This is a genomic window from Geminisphaera colitermitum TAV2 (assembly GCF_000171235.2).
Classification (GTDB): Bacteria; Verrucomicrobiota; Verrucomicrobiia; order Opitutales; family Opitutaceae; genus Geminisphaera; species Geminisphaera colitermitum.
The window spans coordinates 34,600-53,885 of sequence record NZ_ABEA03000097.1 but is presented as its reverse complement, the minus strand read 5'-3'; the positions used below and the strand labels follow the sequence as shown (position 1 = coordinate 53,885).

20 protein-coding genes are annotated in these 19,286 nt (G+C 62.2%); 10 read left to right on the top strand and 10 right to left on the bottom strand.

Going from position 1 to position 19,286, the window contains the following annotated elements:
* Positions 1-765 (bottom strand): DNA translocase FtsK 4TM domain-containing protein (locus tag OBACDRAFT_RS28205; RefSeq protein WP_198529886.1); only part of this gene is annotated, 765 nt, incomplete at its 3' end.
* 170 nt (positions 766-935) lie between these two features.
* On the opposite strand from OBACDRAFT_RS28205, the gene OBACDRAFT_RS11410 reads away from it, so the two are divergent.
* The 3 genes from OBACDRAFT_RS11410 to OBACDRAFT_RS11400 all read left to right on the top strand — a co-directional run bounded on the left by OBACDRAFT_RS11410 (position 936) and on the right by OBACDRAFT_RS11400 (position 4,176).
* Entirely contained in the window at positions 936-1,928 is a 993-nt protein-coding gene (locus OBACDRAFT_RS11410) for a type I phosphomannose isomerase catalytic subunit (RefSeq protein ID WP_043585687.1), read from the top strand.
* A 125-nt stretch (positions 1,929-2,053) separates the two neighbouring features.
* Entirely contained in the window at positions 2,054-2,797 is a 744-nt protein-coding gene (locus OBACDRAFT_RS11405) for a hypothetical protein (protein WP_052361765.1), read from the top strand.
* Positions 2,794-4,176 carry a hypothetical protein gene (locus tag OBACDRAFT_RS11400; protein ID WP_052361764.1) on the top strand — a complete coding sequence of 461 codons (1,383 nt, stop codon included), beginning with the start codon at positions 2,794-2,796 and terminating at the stop codon, positions 4,174-4,176. The genes OBACDRAFT_RS11405 and OBACDRAFT_RS11400 overlap by 4 nt, the downstream gene beginning before the upstream one ends.
* Here OBACDRAFT_RS11400 and OBACDRAFT_RS11395 read toward each other — a convergent pair.
* The 3 genes from OBACDRAFT_RS11395 to OBACDRAFT_RS26510 all read right to left on the bottom strand — a co-directional run bounded on the left by OBACDRAFT_RS11395 (position 4,173) and on the right by OBACDRAFT_RS26510 (position 7,049).
* Positions 4,173-4,715, bottom strand: coding sequence for a hypothetical protein (locus tag OBACDRAFT_RS11395; protein WP_043585685.1), 543 nt, complete (start codon positions 4,713-4,715; stop codon positions 4,173-4,175). The genes OBACDRAFT_RS11400 and OBACDRAFT_RS11395 overlap by 4 nt on opposite strands.
* Before the next feature lie 78 nt (positions 4,716-4,793).
* A complete protein-coding gene (locus tag OBACDRAFT_RS11390; RefSeq protein ID WP_043585682.1) occupies positions 4,794-5,267 on the bottom strand; it encodes a Dps family protein in 474 nt (157 codons plus the stop codon).
* 84 nt (positions 5,268-5,351) lie between these two features.
* Positions 5,352-7,049, bottom strand: coding sequence for a DUF3300 domain-containing protein (locus OBACDRAFT_RS26510; RefSeq protein WP_081721975.1), 1,698 nt, complete (start codon positions 7,047-7,049; stop codon positions 5,352-5,354).
* 200 nt (positions 7,050-7,249) lie between these two features.
* Here OBACDRAFT_RS26510 and OBACDRAFT_RS11375 point away from each other — a divergent pair, with 200 nt between their 5' ends.
* Positions 7,250-7,777 carry an META domain-containing protein gene (locus OBACDRAFT_RS11375; RefSeq protein WP_043585676.1) on the top strand — a complete coding sequence of 176 codons (528 nt, stop codon included), beginning with the start codon at positions 7,250-7,252 and terminating at the stop codon, positions 7,775-7,777.
* A gap of 92 nt (positions 7,778-7,869) precedes the next feature.
* Here OBACDRAFT_RS11375 and OBACDRAFT_RS11370 read toward each other — a convergent pair whose 3' ends face one another.
* Both OBACDRAFT_RS11370 and OBACDRAFT_RS11365 read right to left on the bottom strand, forming a co-directional pair.
* Positions 7,870-8,688 (bottom strand): metallophosphoesterase family protein, encoded by an 819-nt coding sequence (locus OBACDRAFT_RS11370; RefSeq protein ID WP_043585674.1) that lies wholly within the window; start codon positions 8,686-8,688, stop codon positions 7,870-7,872.
* 176 nt (positions 8,689-8,864) lie between these two features.
* The gene (locus OBACDRAFT_RS11365) at positions 8,865-9,809 is read right to left on the bottom strand and encodes a shikimate dehydrogenase family protein (protein ID WP_043585672.1); all 945 of its coding nucleotides are present in this window, start codon (positions 9,807-9,809) and stop codon (positions 8,865-8,867) included.
* Between the two features lie 92 nt (positions 9,810-9,901).
* Here OBACDRAFT_RS11365 and OBACDRAFT_RS11360 point away from each other — a divergent pair, with 92 nt between their 5' ends.
* Genes OBACDRAFT_RS11360 through OBACDRAFT_RS11350 form a run of 3 tightly spaced genes read left to right on the top strand, consistent with a single transcriptional unit; the run spans position 9,902 to position 11,393 of the window.
* Positions 9,902-10,498 (top strand): RNA polymerase sigma factor, encoded by a 597-nt coding sequence (locus OBACDRAFT_RS11360; RefSeq protein WP_043585670.1) that lies wholly within the window; start codon positions 9,902-9,904, stop codon positions 10,496-10,498.
* Positions 10,495-10,884 (top strand): hypothetical protein, encoded by a 390-nt coding sequence (locus OBACDRAFT_RS11355; RefSeq protein WP_232767030.1) that lies wholly within the window; start codon positions 10,495-10,497, stop codon positions 10,882-10,884. The genes OBACDRAFT_RS11360 and OBACDRAFT_RS11355 overlap by 4 nt, the downstream gene beginning before the upstream one ends.
* Positions 10,881-11,393: a hypothetical protein gene (locus tag OBACDRAFT_RS11350; RefSeq protein ID WP_198529885.1), complete on the top strand. Its 513-nt coding sequence runs from the start codon at positions 10,881-10,883 to the stop codon at positions 11,391-11,393. The genes OBACDRAFT_RS11355 and OBACDRAFT_RS11350 overlap by 4 nt, the downstream gene beginning before the upstream one ends.
* Before the next feature lie 505 nt (positions 11,394-11,898).
* Here OBACDRAFT_RS11350 and OBACDRAFT_RS11345 read toward each other — a convergent pair.
* The 4 genes from OBACDRAFT_RS11345 to OBACDRAFT_RS25280 all read right to left on the bottom strand — a co-directional run bounded on the left by OBACDRAFT_RS11345 (position 11,899) and on the right by OBACDRAFT_RS25280 (position 16,240).
* A complete protein-coding gene (locus OBACDRAFT_RS11345; RefSeq protein WP_052361767.1) occupies positions 11,899-13,689 on the bottom strand; it encodes an ABC transporter ATP-binding protein in 1,791 nt (596 codons plus the stop codon).
* Between the two features lie 211 nt (positions 13,690-13,900).
* The gene (locus OBACDRAFT_RS11340; RefSeq protein WP_043585666.1) at positions 13,901-14,089 is read right to left on the bottom strand and encodes a hypothetical protein; all 189 of its coding nucleotides are present in this window, start codon (positions 14,087-14,089) and stop codon (positions 13,901-13,903) included.
* Positions 14,090-14,548: 459 nt separating this feature from the next.
* Positions 14,549-14,776 (bottom strand): VF530 family protein, encoded by a 228-nt coding sequence (locus OBACDRAFT_RS11335; protein WP_043585664.1) that lies wholly within the window; start codon positions 14,774-14,776, stop codon positions 14,549-14,551.
* Between the two features lie 27 nt (positions 14,777-14,803).
* Positions 14,804-16,240 carry a ClpP family protease gene (locus OBACDRAFT_RS25280; protein WP_232767027.1) on the bottom strand — a complete coding sequence of 479 codons (1,437 nt, stop codon included), beginning with the start codon at positions 16,238-16,240 and terminating at the stop codon, positions 14,804-14,806.
* Between the two features lie 280 nt (positions 16,241-16,520).
* Between OBACDRAFT_RS25280 and trpB the strand changes: the two genes are divergently transcribed.
* From trpB to OBACDRAFT_RS11315, 3 genes are all read left to right on the top strand, one after another.
* Positions 16,521-17,798: a tryptophan synthase subunit beta gene (gene trpB, locus OBACDRAFT_RS11325; RefSeq protein WP_345777635.1), complete on the top strand. Its 1,278-nt coding sequence runs from the start codon at positions 16,521-16,523 to the stop codon at positions 17,796-17,798.
* Between the two features lie 116 nt (positions 17,799-17,914).
* Positions 17,915-18,268, top strand: coding sequence for a four helix bundle protein (locus tag OBACDRAFT_RS11320; RefSeq protein WP_043585662.1), 354 nt, complete (start codon positions 17,915-17,917; stop codon positions 18,266-18,268).
* Positions 18,269-18,404: 136 nt separating this feature from the next.
* Positions 18,405-19,286 (top strand): YicC/YloC family endoribonuclease, encoded by an 882-nt coding sequence (locus OBACDRAFT_RS11315; protein ID WP_043585712.1) that lies wholly within the window; start codon positions 18,405-18,407, stop codon positions 19,284-19,286.

Sequence of the window (19,286 nt, the reverse complement as noted above, 5' to 3'; positions counted from 1 at the left end):
CGCGCCGCGAGTGACTTTGAGTTCAGCATTGCGCTTCGCCTCGGCGGCAGCAGCGGCTTCGGCGGCGAGCACGGCCTTGGCTTCGGCCTCGGCGGCGACGGCACGGGCTTTTTCGTCGGCTTCGCGGCGAATGCGGCGGGCCTCGGCAAGTTCGGCGCGGAGGCGGGCGCGTTCTTCGCGCCAGCGGTGGAAATTGGCGAGGAGTTTGTCGAGTTCCTGCCGGACGTCCGGGGTGAGGATGAACATCAGGCCGATGAGGTAAATGAAGCCCAGAATGAGGGTGGACCCAATGGGGCCAAAATAGACAAAGAAAAACTTCTCATAAACCGCCTCCCCCACCTGCCCGCCCCAGCCCACGCTGAGGGTATTGGATACAGCCTCCGTGCTGCCCTGAAACATCGTGCCCAGCCCGCACGCGGCGAAAAGACAGATGAACATGACAACAACACGCAACCACGTAACCTGACGCGGAATGCGAATCGACACCCAGGTGGTCCAGAAGAGGAAGGCCGGCACCAGCCACGCCACCACGCCGAGCAACCGGAATGACCACCAGGCAAGCTCGGCCCCGATGCTGCCCACGGGGTTGGTGTTGATCGGTGTGTCGCGCACCCAGCGGCTCTGCTCGGGCTCGAAGCCGATCATGGCCACGACCAGCAACACCCCGAACAGCAGGCAGAGCGTTGCGGTCAGCCAGCGCGGGCTGAGCCTCTGGGCGGGGAAAGAGGGTCTGTTATTTGAGTTTGAGTTTACGGGCTTGGGCATGTGGTTTGGCGGGCGCTGAACAAATCAATGTGAGCTGAATACCACACGCGTCGCCACCACACACGGTCAAACGCATTCCATCCGGGCCGCTTATTCGCGTCGCCCGTTTCCTCCAACTGACTCATCGTCTTTTCGATCCATCCATTTTGTTTCCAATCTCAATTCGATCCATGAACGAACTCCTCCGTTTTCAACCTCTCTACCAAGAACGCGTCTGGGGCGGCCGCGCCCTCGAAACCTCCCTCGGCCGCCGTCTCCCCTCCGGGTCGGGATCGGGATCAACAACAAAACCCATCGGCGAAAGCTGGGAAATCGTTGACCGCCCCGAGGCGCAATCCGTCATCGCCTCCGGCAAGTTCAAGGGCAAAAAGCTCCGCGACGTGCTCGCCAAAAACGCCGCCGAGATCATGGGCCCCGCTTGGGACAAAGAGAAACCCTTCCCCATCCTCGTCAAGTGGCTCGACTGCCGCGAACGCCTCAGCCTTCAAGTTCACCCGCCCGCTTCCGTCGCCGCCTCGCTCAAAGGCGAGCCCAAGACCGAGACCTGGTTCATCGCCGACACCGAGCCCGGCGCCAGCCTCATCGTGGGTCTCAAAAAAGGCGTCACCCGCGAGCAGTTCGAAAAAGCCATCGCCAACAACACGCTTGAAGACTGCGTGCACCGCTTCCGCGTTGCCGAGGGCGACTCCATCCTCGTCCAAAGCGGCGAAGTCCACGCCATCGATGCGGGCAACCTGATCCTCGAAATCCAGCAAAACTCCGACACCACCTATCGCGTTTACGACTGGGGCCGCACCGGCCTCGACGGCAAACCCCGCCAGCTCCACATCGAAGAATCGCTCGCCTCCATCAAGTGGGACGATTTTGAACCCGCCCCCGTGCGCGCCGCCCCCACATCGGGAGTCATCGCCGATTGCGACGAATTCCGCATCCGCCGCATCGTTCTCGACCGCGACGAAACGCTCACCATCCCCGCCAACGAATACGCCCGCATCCTCAGCGTCGTCACCGGCAAACTCGTCCCCTCCTCCGGCACCGGCGGCGAAGGCAACGGCGGCGCCCTCGTTCGCGGCGAGAACGTAGTGTTGCCCTACTCCGGCACCTTCACCTTCAAGGCCGAGGACGCATCACTCGTGCTGTTGACGGAAAATTTCGGCGGCTAAAAAAAAACTCACGCAGAGACGCAAAGGCGCGGAGAAAGCCATTTTTCCCAACATCCTTCCTCTTCTTCTCTTCTTCTCTGCGGCTCTGCGCCTCTGCGTGAGATATTTTCCGGGCAATGCGGGCAATGGCATCAAAAGACAAAAGCCAGAGGACAGAGCGCGGCGGCATTGCCGTGGTGCTCCTCGTAATCGTCCTCATGGCGCTGGCCGGGGCCGTCCTCGGCTGGATGGTGCTCGCCCCCGGCATCGCCGCGCGCCGCGTGCAGATGCGCACCGGCTTCACCTGCGAACTGACCACCTACGCCGCCAATCCCCTCGGCGGCAGCCTGCGCGCCGGGGAATTTGTCCTGCGCAATCCCGGCGCATTCTCGCAACGCGTATTTCTGCGCGGACGCAACCTCGTCGCCAGCGGCGGTTCCGGACTCTCCGCCGCGACCCGCATGGCCGGGGGGGGGGGGGGGAGGGGGAACGATGCGCCCGTGCTCGACTACAAATACGTTCGCGTCGAACTCGACACCGTGGACCTCGCCCGCGACGCCGACGGACGGGACAATTTTTCAGCCTTCGCCGCCGCGCTTCCTCCCGTGCGCATCCGCGAGTTCGTTCTTGTTGTTGCCTCCATGCCTGCCGCCCCCGGATCGCCCGACCGGCTTGGACACCAAAGCCGCGAGGCCTTTGCCAAAACCTATCGCAACCTCGAATCGCTCCAACCCGTCCTCGCCGACCTCGCCCGACTCGCGCTCACCGGCTCCGTTATCCCCCTCCCCCCCTCCCCTGCCCTGCTTGCACCCGCGCCTGCGTCCGTCTCGCCCGCCCCGTCTTCCACGCCCGACGGCGGACCTCCGAAAATCGAATTTCGCAGCCGATGAAAACCACACCGCCACCCCTCCCTCCCCCTCCCTCCTCCGCTGGCGCGACGCCATCCCGAGGCCGACGCCGCACCCGCATGACGCTCGGTATCATTCTCGTCGCCGCAATCGCACTTTCGGCGGCCCTCTCTTTTACCTACTTTTGTTGGGCGCGAGACGAACCCCCGCCCAATCTCACCGACCTTGAAGTCCCGCGTCCTCCAGAACTCCCCGAAAACCAAAACGCCTACGCCCTCCTTGTCCGCGCCGCCGCCGCCGCGCAAAACCCGCTCCACAAAACCCGCAGAACCGACATCAACGCCCTGCTCGAAGGCACGCGGCAAGACGACGCCCTGCGCCAGGAACTCCTCGCCCACGCCGACGCCCAAGGAGTCTGGCCGCTTGTTGCTCAAGCCCTCGCCGCCCCACGCTCGCAAGCGGCGTGGCCGGAAAGTTTCGATTCCGAATACCCGGAAACCGGCCAACTTCGTCCCCTTGCCTGGCTCATGATACTGCGCGCCACCGATGAAGCCCGCCGTGGCGACACCCGCAAATCCCTGCAAACGCTTCGAGACATTTTTGCCATCGGCACCGTGATCGAAAACGGTTCCACCACGCTGATTCACCACCTTACCGCCATCGCCATCAAAACGCAGGCGCTCGACGCCACCCGCCGCGTTGCCATCACCCATCCGCTCTCCTGCGATGACCTCCGATTCGCCCTCGCCACTGTCCGCGCCTCGCGCCTCAACCCGGAAAACACACGGCGCACATTCCGCATGGAACTGAATTCTTTCCATCTCGCCTTGGATAACATCACCAACCCAAAAACGCGCGGATCATTCAGAAGGCTTTTGGGTGGCTACACCCCGTTTAACGTTAAGTCACTCGGCTTCGATCCGAAACTCACCCCCCTGCTTAAGCGCAACAAAACCACCCGTCTCTACGCCGAACGCCTGCGCGAAGTCATCCGGCTCATCGGGCAGGACGGTACCGCAATCACGACCTCAAACATCGACGCTCCTTTCGAACCCTCCTCGAAAATCCATCAGGAAAACTACCTGGGGCGGGTGCTGTTAAACCTCGTCTCTCCAAGCTGGTCCAAACTCCTCCAAACGGGAGTCCGTCACGAATCCGCATTTTCCGCGACCGAAGCCTTTCTTGCGCTCCGGCACTACGCGCTCGACCACGACCGCGCATTGCCTGCCACGCTCGACACACTTGTTCCCGAATATCTCCCGTCCCTCCCCCGCGACCACGCCGACGGGCAACCCATCCGTTACTCGCGTGAATTTCGCGCCCTCTGGTCGGTCGGCGTCGGCGAAAAAAAACTCACCGTCACCGCTGCCGGACAAAAACCCGGCAAAGGCGAACTCCTCCTCGACCTTGCAGCCTTTTAATCGCGCGAGCCTTTTCGACCTTCCTGCGCGAACACAAACCGCACCCGCGCCATGGGCGAAACGCAGCCATCGTAAGCAGGCCAGAGGGCGAGACTCTGATCTTCAATCTCCTCCGGACGCGCGAAATCCAGCGGCAACGCCTGACGAACCCAAGGCTCGTTGCGCCCCGCCGAACTCTCCACCGCCAACACCCGGCGCATCCAGCAACGCACGCGGTAAAACGCCAGATAATGCCGCCCGTCGAGTTGCGCGCGCAACCGGCAAAGCAACGCGACACACGTACCCGCATCGCGCCGCGTCTGCACGGCGTGACGCAAATCGAGCGCCGTATCCAAAACCTCCCGTCCCCCCTCCTGATTCACCTGTCCTCCCTCCCTCAAGACCTCCGCCATGAAGCCATCCAACGTTTCCGGTCCATCGTGAAACGGACAACAACCACCAGCGGAACGAACCGCCGCCGCACCACCGTCAGGCAACGTCATTGTGGTTGTGCCGCTGGTGCCAGTCTCGGCATTAGGCTGATACTCAGTCTCAATCATGATTCATAAAAAGCGCCTTTCGGTGGGAAAGACGCGTGGATTTTCCAAGTATAAGGGCGGATGATGTCCTGCCGCTTTTTACTTAAGGCAGCTTTGCAGCATCCAGATGGTTTTCTGGTGCCACTGGATGCGGCCGATGGCGACATCCTGAGTTTCGAGATCCTTGGCCGCCTCGGAAGCGTCGCGCAGAGCGACCATGTCGGCGATGACCTTTTCGTGACCGACGATGAGCGCGGCGATGAAGTCCTTGGGCGCAACGGGATGCGAAAACTCCTCGATACCAGCCTTGTCAGCGAGGTTGCGGAGCCCGCCGATGGCGTAGTGATCGAGGGCGCGGATGCGTTCCGCGATCTCATCGACTGCCTCAAAAAGAGCGGTGTATTGCTCCTCGAACGCGGCATGGAGGGCAAAAAAACCAGACCCTTCCACATTCCAATGGGCGTAGTGGGTGTTGGCCATCAAAGCGTAGGAGCTGGCGAGGGCGGTTTGCAGGTGCGAAACGATAGGCGAAGCCTTCGTGGCGGAGGGAACATTCTTGGTGATAGTCGGCATAACGTGAAAAATGTAGCCGGAAGAGTGCCACCGTCAACGAATGGCTCGCGGTTTAAGCATTTGTTGCCGGGCCGATCACAGATGCTACCGGCGCGAACGTTCACGGCCATCCCGCGAGGAACCGGAGGCGCGGGCGGAGGAATCCGCCTGCTTCTGATCATCCGTGATCGACGGCGATGATGGCGGGGGCGACGGAGGCGGCGGAGGTGGAGCTTGCCGCCTCGGAGGAGGGGCCGACGGACGCTGCGCAGGCGAAGCCGGTGACGACAACGACGACGGCGAATCCCGGCGCGAACGCACCTCACGCGCGCCGGTGTAGGCATCGCTCCGTCCAGGACGAACGCCCTGGCTTGGCGGCGCAGCGCCATCCCCGCCAGACAGGAAAGTGCGACGGCGCACGTCGGACGACGCCTCACGCGACTCCCGCTCTCCCCGGACGCCAGGCGCGGGCGCAAGCGACGGCGCAGGAGAAACGCCGGGGACAGGTGTAATTCGATTTTCATTACGGCGGACAGGCTGCCCGTCTCCCCATTCGCGCCGCCAGGATCCCTCCGGACGACCCGTTGACTCCACCCGCGTCCGCTCCCTGCGGTCCGTCCGGTCCGCGGCGGCCGGTCCGCCACTCCCGCCACGCCCCACGGCATCAGGCGCGGCAACCGGCGGCGACGGCCTCGCCGCAGGCGTATTGGGATTTGAAATACCGGGAGCAAGACGATTCCCGTCCTCCCCCAGACGAGGGCGCGGGGCGGGCCGCAAGGTTCCATCGGGACGCCGGTTGTCCCCCCGGTTGCCGCTGTTGAAGTTGCCCTGGTTTTCCAAACGCCCGTCCGATCCCGGACGTTCCCAGCGCCCGGCGCGCGGTCCCGTGCCCCCGTCCCCGGGCCGGACAAAGTAAGACGCCCGTCCCGGAGCCCCGTGCATCGGCACCGGACGCTCCGCCCGGCGCTCGTCACGACGGCCGTCATAGCGTGGTGGATACACATGGGCGGGAGGACGCTTTCCCGGCGGCGGACGCCATGTGTTACCATGATGCGAAGGAGGCCCGCCACGCGGAGGATGGTAGCCGGGCGGCGGACGCCAGGCAGGCTGACGGTAATAAACATAACTCCACGACCCCACCCAAATGCTCCACGACAACCAGTTGCAGTCGTAACGCAGCCAACTCCCGCACGGATAAGGCGCGCCGTAGGCGATGACCGGCCCGTAATACGTGCTGACCGGCACATAAACGATCTCCGGATTGTAACGCGGCACATAGATCACCTCCGGCTGCGTCGGCACGATGCGGATGTAGTCCGGTTCCACGATCACTGTTTGCTCCTGCGTACTCGTGAGATTCCCAGCCTCCTGCGCCCGGGCTCGCATCCTCTGGATGGCCTGCATGACACCGGACGGCTGCGCGAGAAACGCCACCCCCAACTGCCGGGTCCATGCCAGATTCTCGTCCATCCACTGGATCACCTCCGGATAACGCGCCAAGGCGCGCACCGATTCGTCCCACGGCTGGACACCGACATCCGCCGACTTGCCTCCATTGGCAAAAAAACGCGCAGCCAGCACCACATCCGCCGCCTCCGTGGAGGCCGGCAGGATCAAGGCTACAAGCGCATCGGGATAGAGCGCGATGGGCCCGGTCAACTTGTCCAGTTCCTCATCCGACAACAAAACCTCCGGCGCTTCATCGCCGCGCTCTCCGCCTCCGGAGACATTTTCATCCGCCCAAGCAACGGGAGCCCACGCCGTCAGACTGAAACTCAACAAAAGGTAAAATAGGTTTTTCATAGACGTATGTGGTTGTGGGGGGGAGATGCACGCGCGGGGCGAATTGTAATCAGACACCAAGACGTGTCCCAAGCTCCATTGTTACCTCCCCTCCCGCCAAAGCCGCCTCTCGACAAGTCTCCTCCACTACCTTAAAAACAGCTAATTGCAGAATAACTGCGACTTGCATACATCCAATAACCCCTCATCTTTGAAGCACCATGAAATTAACACGATTCCTTAAACACGTTGCCACACCCGTCTCCCTCCTCGCCCTTGTCGCCCTCTCAGGTTGCCAGCAAACCCCGTCCGCCTCGCCTGCCGCCACACCGGCGACTGCGACCGGCGCCGAAGTCAAAGCCGACGCCAAAGCGCTGGCCACCTCCGCCAAAGCCCTGCAAAACGCCGCCAACACCTCATGGGTTCTCGATCAATGGACCTCTGCCGATGGCACCACCCATCTCCCCGCGCTGATCACCCTGCGCCTTGGTGAGAATGGACGCGCCACTGGTTCCTCGGGTGAAAATGCCTACTTCGGCACCGCCGTGCTCGAAGCCGATGGCAGCATCAACTGGGGCCGCGCCCTCGCCGCCACCCGCATCATGGGTTCGCCCGAGACAATCAAACGCGAAGCCGCCTATGTCGCCGACCTCAAGGCCACCAAACAGGCCGATTTGAAGAAAAACCGCCTCATCCTCACCGGCGACAACGCCCTCCGCCTCGAATTCGTCCCCGCTCCCAAGGAATAAACGGCAGTCGCACACGACAACGTCCGAGTCATTCTTCCAAGTCCCCGGTGCACCACGCGCCGGGGATTTTTTTGCGACCGTCGGACATTGCGTTATCGCCGCAGCCACTCCGCCACTGCGGCCTCCAGCGACAAGTCCGGCCTCGCCATTGATGCCGTCCCCCAAAAACGCAGGAACGGCACCACCTGCATCGTCGCCGTCTCCACTTCGCGATAAAATAATCCCCCCAGAGGTCCCGATTTTTCCAGATACCCCGATTCGTGAAACCGTCGCAACGTCGCGCCCACATCATAACGCACCGACCGGTGACGTGCGCTCCAACCATGCGCCCCTGACTCAAACACCGCGAACTGCGCCGACGGATTCCCGTCCTGCGGCATGCCCACCGCGCCCGTCGTGACGATCCGCCCGTGCCGCCACTCGCGCGTCATGCACTGATGATTGTGCCCGCGCACGATCAGAGGCTCGCGTATCGTGGGGAACAAGGCCTCCACCACATCGTCCGGCGTGTAAGTGAGCACGGAATCATGGTCGCCGAGTTCCGACGCATGCACCACAACCAGCCCCGGCAACGCCGGATCGCGCCACACCGTGGGTAACGCCGCCATCTCGCGCATTTGCCGCTCCGAAAGCTCGGATCGTGCAAAATGCAATGGACCAAACTGCGGCTTCAGCCATTCCGGCGCGGCGCGTTCCGTGCCGAAGTCAAAAACGTAGCGTTCGTGGTTTCCGCGCAACACTGGGCAACCGAGCGTTTTTACCCGTTCCCAACACGCCGCCGAGTCGGGTCCCCCGTCAACGATATCTCCGGCCACGATCAGGCGGTCCGGCCGCAACCGTCCGATTTCCTCCAGCACCGCCTCCAGCGCCGCGAGGTTGCCATGGATATCCGCAATGACGACGACACGCATGTGAGTTTTAGTTCTTCACTGATATTACGCAGCCAACCACGGAACAGCAGTTTTTTAGACAGAATTAACAGAATTTGCGGAATTAACAGAATTTTCAAAAAGACATCTCTCTCACAACTTCCGTTAATTCAGAAAATTCTGTTAATTCTGTCTAAAAAAAAGGGGGGGGAGGCTTTTTAGCTTTTTCGTAAAGCCGCCTCCGCTGCTTTCCGCATCGCCTCCACCGGCACCTCCGCGCCACTCCAGATTTGCAGCGAACGCGCGCCTTGATGAATCAGCATCGAAAGCCCGTTGGCCGCCGGCAATCCGAGTGCCCGCGCCCGCGCCAGAAGTCGCGTCTCGGGCGGATTGTAAATCATGTCGTAAACCCCCGCCGGACGCGGCAACCGCTCCAACTCCACCGGCAGCGGATCGTCCACACGCAACCCCGAACTCGTGGCATTGATGACCAACGCGCCCTCCGGAACACTTTCTCCCCCCCCCCCTCCCCCCTGCACTGCCACGCCCGCCTTCGCCGCGAGCGGCGCGAGTTGAGAGAGCAGCGTGTCGAGATTGGCGCGCGTGCGATTGGCGATCCACAGACCCGCGCATCGTTGGTGAATACACTCCACCGCCGCCCCGCGTGCCGCCCCGCCCGCGCCGAGCAGCACGACGGGCGAATCCGCCAGCGTGATGCCGAGCGTCTCGCGCACCGCCGTCGCCAAGCCGTAGCCGTCGGTGTTAAAACCATGCCAGCCCTCCTGAGTCCACTTGAGCGTATTGACCGCGCCAATCGGACGCGCCGCCGGGTCCACCCGCGCCACGCACGAGAACGCGATGATCTTGTGCGGCACGGTAAGATTGACCCCGAGAAAACGTTTTTCGTGCAACAACTCCAGTGCCCGCGGCAAATCGTCCGGGTGAATTTCGAACCGATGGTAACGCCAGTCCGCGAACGCCGGAGCCCCTCCCCCCCCCCCCCCCCCTGCCTCCGCACGCGCCGCCATGACGGCCAGCGCTGCGTTGTGCATGGGCGGACTGATCGAGTGTTTTATCGGATGCCCAAGCACGGCGAGCGACACTCCCGGGCGGGACCATCGGGCGAGATCATCAAGGGAAAAAACGGGATCGGAGCCGGTCATCGTTGAAGACGTTGGAGACAGTAACCGCGCATGCGGGCTGGCGTCTTGGCAAGAGTGCATGCAGCCTCCCCCATTTATTGCCAAACTCAAACATGTCCGACGCCGACGAATCACCCATCGACATTGATCAATGCCTTGATCGTGTCCGCATGGGCGACCAGTCTGCGGCACGGCAACTGGTGGAGGAGCTTTCCCCGATGGTCATGCGCATCGTTCGGGCACGCCGCCCGCGCCGCATGGCCGAGGAAGACCTCGCTCAGGAGGTTTATCTGAAAATGTTCACCCGCCTCGAACAGTATCAGGGCAACGTCCCCTTCCCGCACTGGGTCTCGCGCATCGCCGTCACGACCTGCATCGACCACCTCCGCGCCCAGCAACGCCGACCCGAATTGCGCTGGGCCGACCTCTCGGAAAACGAAGCCAACGTCCTCGACGCCGTCATCACCAACGATTCCGACCGCCATGCGCCCGACGCACTTGCCGCCCACGAACTCGTGCATAAGCTCCTCGGTCAGCTCTCCGAAAGCGACCGCCTCGTCCTTCAACTCCTCGACCTCGAACAAAAGACTCTCATTGAGATCCGCGAACTCACCGGCTGGAATATCACCCTGATCAAAGTTCGCGCCTTCCGCGCCCGCCGCAAACTGCAAAAACTCTTCGAAGCCCTGAAACGAAAGGAACGCTCATGAAAACAACCACCCACACCACCCGCCCCTCCTCCACCGCCCCGCGACCGCCAAACGACACCCCTTGGATGCGCCTGATCGCGGTCGCCCGTCAAGCCCCCGTCCCCCCGACCGACATCTCCCTGCCCCCGGGCTTCGCCACCCGCGTCGTGGCACTCGCCTTTGCCAGCGCCCCCCGCTTCGTCACCGGTCCCGGTGGCGCGCTCCTGATCTGGTTCGACCGCCTCGCCTGGCGCGCTCTCGGCGTGGCCTCCCTCGCCATGACCGTGTGCATCCTCTGGAGCGTGGCCCCGAACGCAGCGACCGCCGGAGCCTCGCACGACACTCATCTCAACGATTACCTCGATCCCGTCGGCGAAGTACTCGCCGTGGTCGAACCCTCCTCATGATGAACCGCACCCTCAAAGCCACCCTGCTGTGCACCGGCATCTTTATTGCCGGCACCATTGCCGGCGGCATGGTGACGCTCCGTTGCACACGCGCCGCGCAACAGCCCCCCCCCCCCCCCCGTCGCTCCGGCCCGGAAGACTTTGCGCGGATGCAACGCCGCCAGTTCGACAAGCTCGGACTCACCCCCGAGCAGGACGCAAAAATCAAACCGATCGTCGAAGCCGGCACCGAAGAACTCCGCCGTCTGCGCCGCGAAAGTTTCAAGCAAGCCAGCACCGTCATCGAGCAGATGGAAGCACAGGTCGCCAAGGAACTGACACCAGCGCAACGCCAGCAACTGGCCGAACTCCAAAAAGCCCAGCGCGAGCGCATACAAAAATGGAACGCCGAGCGCGCCGCCGAACGTCAAAAACGCAACGAGCGTGCCGGACGTGATGACCGTCCCCCCGCCCCCGGTCCCGACGAATCACCGGATAACCTCCCTCCGCCTCCGCCACCGGAGAAGTAACCCTTGGAGGGCGAAGGATGCGCTTGCGAGGAGGGTCGCCGAGAGCTCCTCGGAGGCGAGAGCAGTTTCATTTAAGCTGGAGCCATTTGATACCTGGTAGGGAGGCCTCTCCGAGGCCTCCGCCGTGCGTAGTGTGAGAATGCGAAATTCGTAGGTGCTTGGAACGTGGTTTCGGAGGCCTCGGACGGAGCGCAGCAGCGCGGAGATGGCATCGCCGAAGGCGATGGCCCGAAGGGCTGCCCTCGACAGAGGGCACAAAGGCCTCCCTACCGTTAAGACAATGTACACCCATGACTGATAATTGGCTTGAACGCGTATAGGTCGGGAGACCTATACGCGCTAACATGTTTCGTTTTTTTCTTCATTTTTTGATTCAAACCAGCCTTTTAAATCTAAAAATCGCTGTTTTCTGCTGAAATAATCTCAAGAAATGCGTGGCGATTGAAAAGATGTTAGCGCGTATAGGTCGGGAGACCCGCCCATTAGGGCTGTCCCCGTCGCAGGACTACACGGGCTCGCGGAATTGCAGGGCGTGCAGGCGCGAATAGAGGCCGCCGGCGTTGACCAGATCCTCGTGCCGCCCGCATTCCACGAGATGGCCGCTCTCCAAAACCAGGATCATGTCAGCGCGCTGGATAGTCGAGAGCCGGTGCGCGATGACGAAGCTGGTGCGGTTGTCCATCAGGCGTTCCATCGCCTGCTGTATCAGGCGTTCGGATACGGTGTCGAGCGCGCTCGTGGCCTCGTCGAAAATGAGGATGCGCGGGTCCTTGAGGATGGCCCGCGCGATGGCCAGGCGCTGGCGCTGGCCGCCGGAGAGCTTGGCGCCGCGCTCGCCGATCACGGTCGAGTAGCCGTCGGGCATGGCGAGGATGAACTCGTGGGCGTTGGCGGCGGTGGCGGCGGCCACGATTTGCTCGCGCGTGGCGTCAGGCCGGCCGTATTTAATGTTATCCTCGATGGTGCCGGAAAAGAGCACGTTTTCCTGGAGCACGATGCCGATCTGGCGGCGCAGGGATTCGACGGTGACGCGGCGCACATCGCAGCCGTCCACCAAAACTTCGCCCGAGGCCACATCGTAGAAGCGGGCGAGGAGGTTGATGATCGTGCTCTTGCCCGAGCCGCTGGGACCGACGATGGCAACCATGCGTCCGGGGGGGACTTTGAAGCTCACGTCGGTGAGGGTGCGCGGGCGGCGCACGCCGAGCACGGGATTGCCGGGGCGGGCGGCGGCGGCGGCGCGGGTGGGCGTGCCGGGCAGGGGGGCGGGGACGGAAACGGTGGGGGGTTCGTAGTCGAAGCAGACGTTGCGAAACTCCACTTCGCCGCGGGCGGGCGGGAGTTCGGCCGCGCCGGGTTCGTCCTTCACCTCGGGCTTGGTGTCGAGCAGGGCGAAAATGTTTTCGATGGAGGTGCTGGCGCGTTGGAGCACGGTGGCGAGGTCCACGAAGCGCACAATGGGGGGGAAGACAAAGGCGATGTAGCCGTTGAAGGCGACGAGGGTGCCGACTTGCATCTCGCCTTTGAGGACGAGCCAGCCGCCGTAGCCGAGCACAATGAGGGCGCCGACGGAGCCGAGGAGATCGGCCACGATGGAGAGTCGCGTATTGCGCATCACGATACGCGAGAAGTTGAAGTAGTCGCGGTTGATGCCGCTGGCGAAGGTGGTGGTTTCGGCGGCTTCGCGGGTGAAGGATTTGACGACACGGGCGGCGGCGACGCGCTCCTGGAGAAAGCCGATGACGGTGTCCCAGTTGTCGCGGTGCGTGCGGCTCTCGGCGCGCATTTTGCGGCGGTTGTAGAGGTAGTTGATGGCAAAAAAGGGCAGGACGAGCGTCACGCAGAGAGCGAGCCGCCACTCGACCCAGTAGAGGAAGCCGAGCACGCAGAGGACGGTGACGGTGTCGGCGATGAGGTTGATGAGAAAGCCGTTGGTAAGCTGGTAAAATTCGTTGGTGTCCTGCGAAATGCGGGAGGTGATTTTGGCCGTCTGGTGGGCGTCGAAGTAGCGCAGGGAGAGGGTCTGCATGTGCGCGAAGAGGGCGATGCGGATGTCGCATACAATGCGCATGGCCGTGAATTGCAGGATGCGCGTGCGCATGAAGGTGACAACGCCGCGCGCCACAAAGATCGCGGTGAACACGATGAGCAGGACTAGGAGCCGGTGCATGTCGTGCGAGGGAAGCGCCTCGTCGATGATGAGTTTGAATATCCAGGGGGCCGGCAGGGTCAGCGCGGTGGCCAGGAGTATAAGGAGGACGCCTAGTGAGAGTTTCGGCAAATGGGGTTTAACCATGCCGATGAACCGTCGAAACGGTGACGAGTGCATTGTGTAGCGAGGATGCGAAAAGAGGGCGGCGAGCTTTGCCACCTCGTTGCGATGGGCGAGCAAGAAAGCTCCGCCATCGCGTGTTTTTGGGGCGGATCGAGGGGCGGGGCGAAGCGAGCGAGGCTGAGGAGGGGGCGGGGAAAGGGGGCAACCAAGGGGTTGATGGCGCGCGCCGAGGTCAGCGCACGCGGCGGGAGGCGAAGATGTCCCGGCGGCCTTCCGCGGCCCACTGTCGGGTGGCTTCCACTTTGTCGTGGGCCGGGGTCACGGAGAAGACGCGCGATTGCCGTCCCATGGTGGCGGAAACGACGGCGGCAATGATGGCCATGTGCGTGGGAGGAATGCAGTCGGATGACGGGTTTTGCATGGTATTGGATGAGGTGGAAAATCCGTGTGGATGAAAACGAGATGAGAAGCAGGGAAAAGCGTCCCATGAAGGCAAGCTCGGAACTTTTTGTCCGAACCGCCAAATGCCTTTCCTGAAAAATCTCTTAAAAAAAGCTTGCGGAGGGGGGAGGTGCTCTCCTTTTTCAAAGGTCCTCCCGCCACAAACGCCGAAGTTGAGCTTAGCTCCTCGGCGTTATGACGCCCGGCCTCACCGCCGGGCGTCTTTTTTTTTGGTTTTCTTGGAGGAGGCGAGGCGGGAGGAAGGGGAGTTTACCATTTCTCATTCAGAGATATCTCACGCGGAGACGCGGGGGCGCGGAGAAAAAAACAGATGAGTCTTACAGAAGGAAACCCGTTCTCTCTGTTTCCTTCTGTTCAAAATGGTTTTCTCCGCGCCCCCGCGTCTCCGCGTGAGTTTCTCGTTGAGCGGGAACTGGTATCAGACGAGTTCGCGCACGTAGAGTTCTTCGACTTTTTGGCGCGCCCACGGGGTGCGGCGGAGGAACTGGAGGCTGGATTTCACGCTGGGGTCGTAATTGAAGCAGCGGATGTCGATACGGCGTCCGAGTTCCCGCCAGCCAAAGTGTTCGACGAGGCGGGTGACGATGGTTTCGAGCGTGAGCCCGTGCAATGGATCTTTGGATACGAATGGACGCGACGCGGACATGGAGGCGGGGGGGGGGGGAGGAGCGGTTCAGCGGGACTGGCGGTAGTAGCCGTCGGGATTGTAGAGGTAGTAACGATCGAGCGGATTGAGGCGCGGAAGCATCTGGTAAGAGCGTCCGGTGGGGTCCACCTGTTCCTCGCCAAGGTCGGGCGTGGTGCTGGCATAGCGGGCGGTGGAAGCGGTAGGCACGGCGTCGGGGTTACGATCGTAGGATTCTTCGCGGATGGTGGTCACGATGTGGTCCACCCACTTGAGGTCGCGGGCTTTGTCGCCGAAGGCGATCCAGTCGCCGGTGCTGCGGTTGGCGTACATCTGCTTGATGAAGTCTTCGAGGCCGATGCCCATTTTGGCAGCGATGGGGGCGGCGAGGCGGCGCCACCATTCTTCGAGTTCGCGCACGCCTTCGCGTTGCTCGGTGAGGTTGCCACCGGAAGAGGTCCAAATCTGGTGATGGAGGAGGATGGCGTTGGGGTAGGCGTAGGATTGTTTGGAGAGGGTCGTGATGCCGGCGGCCATGCTGGCGGCGAAGGATTTGACGACGGTGTAAACGGGGGCGGCGCTGCCTTCCATGGCTTTGAGGATTTTGTAGCCGGCCATGACGGAGCCGCCGGGCGAGGCGTCGATGACGATGAAGATGGGGTATTCGGTGTTCTGGTTGTTGAAATAATCTATGCGCTCCTGGATGCGGTCGGCGGTGCGCATGCTGATGGGGCCGTTGAGGGGGATGCGGCGGTCGCTGATGGTGAGGACGCCGTCCTGAAAGGGGGTTTTGGTGTAAACGATGTCGCGTTTGACGAGGTTGCGGAGGCGGTCGCGTTTGTCACGGAGGTCGAGTTCGCTGGTGAGTTTGGCGATTTCAAAGTCGAGGAGGCCGCGCTCGGCTTGCATGCCTTGGAGCTTGAGCTGGGTTTCCTGGAGTTGGAGTTGGTTTTCCTGCGTGGAGACTTTGATGGTCTGAAGGCGTTTTTCGTCGTTGGCGGCGGCGAGTTGGTTTTGGGCCTGGAGGAGTTCGGTTTTTTGGCGGAGTTCGGCGAGTTCGGCGGCGGTGGCGGCGGCGCGTTCGGCCTGGGCGGAGGCGAGGCGCTGGTTGAGGAGGTCGGTGGCCTGCCTGAGACGGTCGATCTCGGCCTGCTGCGCGAGGGCGGCTTTGCGCGCGCGTTCTTGTTCAAGGGCGATCTCGGCGGTGAGGCGGCTCTTTTCCTGCGTGAGATCGGAGAGCCGGGCTTTGAGTTTCTCCTCGGCGAGGCTGTTTTCGAGGGCGAGGCGTTCTTTCTCGGCTTTGAGGTCGGCGAGCGGGTCGGACTTTTCGGGCGTGGTTTCGGTTGCGCTGGTGGAGTCGGTTGGCGCGGCGGCGGGGTCTTCGGACTGGGCGGAGAGAGAAAAAATGCCAAGGCCGGCAAGGATCGGTAACATCATCAAAACGCGGACCAGGCAGGCGAGGCGGCGGAAGCGGGATGTCGTCATGTGTGCGTGTGTTCGGGTGTACGGGTTGCGATACGAAGGTGGGAAACATCGGCGCGAGGGGCATGGGGAGTCAACGGCTGGGTGTTGAATCTGGACGGACGGAGTGGGAGGGGGGGGGGGGGGGAGGCTCCTGATTCGGCCAGACGCGGCGCAGACGCGCATTCCGGATGGACGACGGATGGGCGAGGCTCGCTGACGCGAGCCTCGTCGGCGGGTCAGGAGACCCGCCCTCCGGTGTCTCGTAAATCCCGTTTGCCAGCAGCGGCGCGGAGGTGCTTGGCTGGCGGACATGGCCTCTTCTTTCGCCGCGGCTTCGACCGCCTCTGCTTCCTCCGCTTCCTGTGCAGCGTCCGTTTCGTCGCGCGATGCGCTGCCCGATGCGCGCGGGCATTTTGGAGAGTTCGGCGGCTCCTACGTTCCCGAAACGCTCGTCACCGCGCTCAAGGAGTTGGGCGATGCCTACGAGGCCGCCCGTCAGGACCCGGAGTTTATCGACGAGTTGCGCGGGCATTTGAAGGAGTTCGCGGGGCGGCCCACGGAGCTTTATTTTGCGAAGCGGCTGACGGAGCACTGCGGCGGCGCGAAAATCTATTTCAAACGCGAGGACTTGCTGCACACCGGCGCGCACAAGATTAACAATGCCATCGGCCAGGCGATCCTCGCGCGGCGCATGGGCAAGAAGCGCATCATCGCCGAGACGGGCGCGGGACAGCATGGCGTGGCCACGGCGGCGGCGTGCGCGAAGTTTGGCCTCGAATGCGTCGTGTACATGGGCGCGGTGGACATGGAACGGCAGGCGCTCAATGTGTTTCGGATGCGTCTCATGGGCGCGGAGGTGCGCGGCGTGGAGGCGGGGCAAAAAACCCTCAAGGATGCCGTCAACGAGGCCATGCGCGACTGGGTTACGAATGTGCGCAGCACGCACTACATTCTCGGCACGGCTTACGGACCGAAGCCGTATCCAAAAATGGTGCGTGAATTTCAGAGCGTGATCGGACGCGAAGCGCGCGAGCAGATTCTGGCGCGCGAGGGGCGGTTGCCCGACGAGATCGTGGCGTGCGTGGGGGGGGGGTCCAATGCGATTGGTGTGTTTTTTGAATTTTTGCCGTTTGAGGGCGTGCGTCTGATCGGTGTGGAGGCGGGCGGGCGTGGCATTCGTCCCGGCGAACACGCGGCGCGCTTCGAGGGCGGCAAACTCGGCGTGTTGCAGGGGTGCAAGACTTTCATTCTGCAAAATGCGGACGGCCAGATCGACCCGACGCACTCGGTCAGCGCGGGGCTCGACTACGCCGCCGTCGGTCCCGAACACGCTTACTACCGCGAACTCGGCCGCGTCCATTTTACCTACGCTTGCGATGATGAGGTGTTGGAGACGTTCCAACTGGTGTCGCGGATCGAGGGCATCATCCCCGCGCTGGAATCCACGCACGCGCTCTGCGAAGGCATCAAGCGCGCCAAGGCTTTGGGCAAGGACAAGATCGTCTTGGTGAACTTGAGCGGACGCGGCGACAAGGACGTGCAGCAAGCTGCAAAGCTGCTCGGGGCTCAGTTGCACTGAGCCCCGAGCAGCTTAAATCCCAAACGGGGCAAAATCCCAAAAGATCAAAAATGGACAAATTTCAAAAATTCTGAAGGGGAAAAAATGGGCGAATTTCAAAAGGGGGAATCAAGGCTATGATGAGAAAGGGAGACTTGCCTGAGCGCACGGAAGCGTTTGCCCGAAAGACTCGGGAACTGATCCGACAACTACCACGAACCTTATGCAATATTGAGGATGCCAAACAACTGGTTCGTTCGTCGGGTTCAGTGGCCGCCAATCAAATCGAAGCAGACGAGCCGTTGGGCGAAAAAGACCAACTCATGAAATTCAAGATATGCCGGAAGGAAGCCAAGGAAAGCAGGCTGTGGCTGTCGTTGCTGGAGGTTGGAAGCCATGCCGGTCTGCAAGAATGCAGGACACAACTGCATGACGAGGCGCTCCAACTCGTTTCCATTTACTCCACCATCATTCGCAAGTTGGGGGGCTGAATCCCAAAGAGGGAAAATCCCAAAGGGGAGAAAATGGACAAATCCCAAAATGAGTTGTCCTTGATGATTTGCCCCCTTCGTTTTTTTGATCCTTTTGGGATTTAACGGCGAAGCCGTTTGGGATTTCTTCTCATTTATGAGAAGTATGACAGGCTTCGGCCGCGCCACCGCCGCCCTCGGCAATTATTCGCTTACCGTCCAAGTGAGTTCGGTGAATCGCAAGACGCTCGATCTCACCCAAAAGCTCCCGTCGGAGTGGGATGCGCTCGAATCGGACATCGCCGACCAGGTGCGCCAAGTTGCCGCTCGTGGCAAGGTTCACGTGGCGGTCGAGCTTACCGGAACCGGCGGGGCGGGCGGGGCGAACGAGATCGTTTGGGATGATGCCGCGGTGGGGCGCGCGCTCGATCATCTGGCCGCGCTCGCCGACCAGCGTGGTCTCGTGCTGCACCCGACCGCCGAGTTGCTCTGGCAGGTGGCGAGCGCGCACCGGCAGTCGAGCCGTGCTCCCGATGTGGATACGGCACGCGAAACCGTGATGCGCGTAGTGAGAGAGGCACTACAGGCTTTCGCCGTCATGCGCGCGAAGGAGGGTGAGGCGTTGCTGGCGGATTTTCTGGCGCGGCTGGAAACGCTGTCGCGTCATGTGGCGGCGGTGGCGGCGCGCGCGCCGCTGGTGACAGCGGGGTTCCGCGAGGCGTTGTTGAAGCGGTTGCGCGATGCGGGGCTGGATCTCGATGTGAACGACGAGCGCGTGCTCAAGGAGGTCGCGCTTTTCGCCGACCGCTGCGACATCACGGAGGAACTGACGCGTCTGGGCAGTCACCTCGGGCAGTTTCGGACTTTGATCAGCGGCAAGGGCGAGATCGGGCGCAAGGCGGAGTTCATTTTGCAGGAGATCGGACGCGAGGTACACACGATCGGCAGCAAGGCCAACGACCTCGACATCGCCCGCAATGTGATCGAGTTGAAAAACGAACTCGAACGCATCCGCGAACAGATCGCCAACGTTGAGTGA

What these genes read in the sequence shown, in the direction of transcription:
- OBACDRAFT_RS11405 (WP_052361765.1), top strand. Translation starts at nt 2,054, where the DNA reads ATGGCATCAAAAGACAAAAGCCAGAGGACAGAGCGCGGCGGCATTGCC.
- OBACDRAFT_RS11345 (WP_052361767.1), bottom strand. Translation starts at nt 13,689, where the DNA reads ATGGTTAAACCCCATTTGCCGAAACTCTCACTAGGCGTCCTCCTTATA.
- OBACDRAFT_RS11370 (WP_043585674.1), bottom strand. Translation starts at nt 8,688, where the DNA reads ATGCGTGTCGTCGTCATTGCGGATATCCATGGCAACCTCGCGGCGCTG.
- OBACDRAFT_RS11335 (WP_043585664.1), bottom strand. Translation starts at nt 14,776, where the DNA reads ATGTCCGCGTCGCGTCCATTCGTATCCAAAGATCCATTGCACGGGCTC.
- OBACDRAFT_RS11395 (WP_043585685.1), bottom strand. Translation starts at nt 4,715, where the DNA reads ATGATTGAGACTGAGTATCAGCCTAATGCCGAGACTGGCACCAGCGGC.
- OBACDRAFT_RS11340 (WP_043585666.1), bottom strand. Translation starts at nt 14,089, where the DNA reads ATGCAAAACCCGTCATCCGACTGCATTCCTCCCACGCACATGGCCATC.
- OBACDRAFT_RS11315 (WP_043585712.1), top strand. Translation starts at nt 18,405, where the DNA reads ATGAGAAGTATGACAGGCTTCGGCCGCGCCACCGCCGCCCTCGGCAAT.
- OBACDRAFT_RS25280 (WP_232767027.1), bottom strand. Translation starts at nt 16,240, where the DNA reads ATGACGACATCCCGCTTCCGCCGCCTCGCCTGCCTGGTCCGCGTTTTG.
- OBACDRAFT_RS11390 (WP_043585682.1), bottom strand. Translation starts at nt 5,267, where the DNA reads ATGCCGACTATCACCAAGAATGTTCCCTCCGCCACGAAGGCTTCGCCT.
- OBACDRAFT_RS11320 (WP_043585662.1), top strand. Translation starts at nt 17,915, where the DNA reads ATGATGAGAAAGGGAGACTTGCCTGAGCGCACGGAAGCGTTTGCCCGA.
- OBACDRAFT_RS11400 (WP_052361764.1), top strand. Translation starts at nt 2,794, where the DNA reads ATGAAAACCACACCGCCACCCCTCCCTCCCCCTCCCTCCTCCGCTGGC.
- OBACDRAFT_RS11410 (WP_043585687.1), top strand. Translation starts at nt 936, where the DNA reads ATGAACGAACTCCTCCGTTTTCAACCTCTCTACCAAGAACGCGTCTGG.
- OBACDRAFT_RS11355 (WP_232767030.1), top strand. Translation starts at nt 10,495, where the DNA reads ATGAAAACAACCACCCACACCACCCGCCCCTCCTCCACCGCCCCGCGA.
- OBACDRAFT_RS11365 (WP_043585672.1), bottom strand. Translation starts at nt 9,809, where the DNA reads ATGACCGGCTCCGATCCCGTTTTTTCCCTTGATGATCTCGCCCGATGG.
- OBACDRAFT_RS11360 (WP_043585670.1), top strand. Translation starts at nt 9,902, where the DNA reads ATGTCCGACGCCGACGAATCACCCATCGACATTGATCAATGCCTTGAT.
- OBACDRAFT_RS11350 (WP_198529885.1), top strand. Translation starts at nt 10,881, where the DNA reads ATGATGAACCGCACCCTCAAAGCCACCCTGCTGTGCACCGGCATCTTT.
- OBACDRAFT_RS26510 (WP_081721975.1), bottom strand. Translation starts at nt 7,049, where the DNA reads ATGAAAAACCTATTTTACCTTTTGTTGAGTTTCAGTCTGACGGCGTGG.
- OBACDRAFT_RS11375 (WP_043585676.1), top strand. Translation starts at nt 7,250, where the DNA reads ATGAAATTAACACGATTCCTTAAACACGTTGCCACACCCGTCTCCCTC.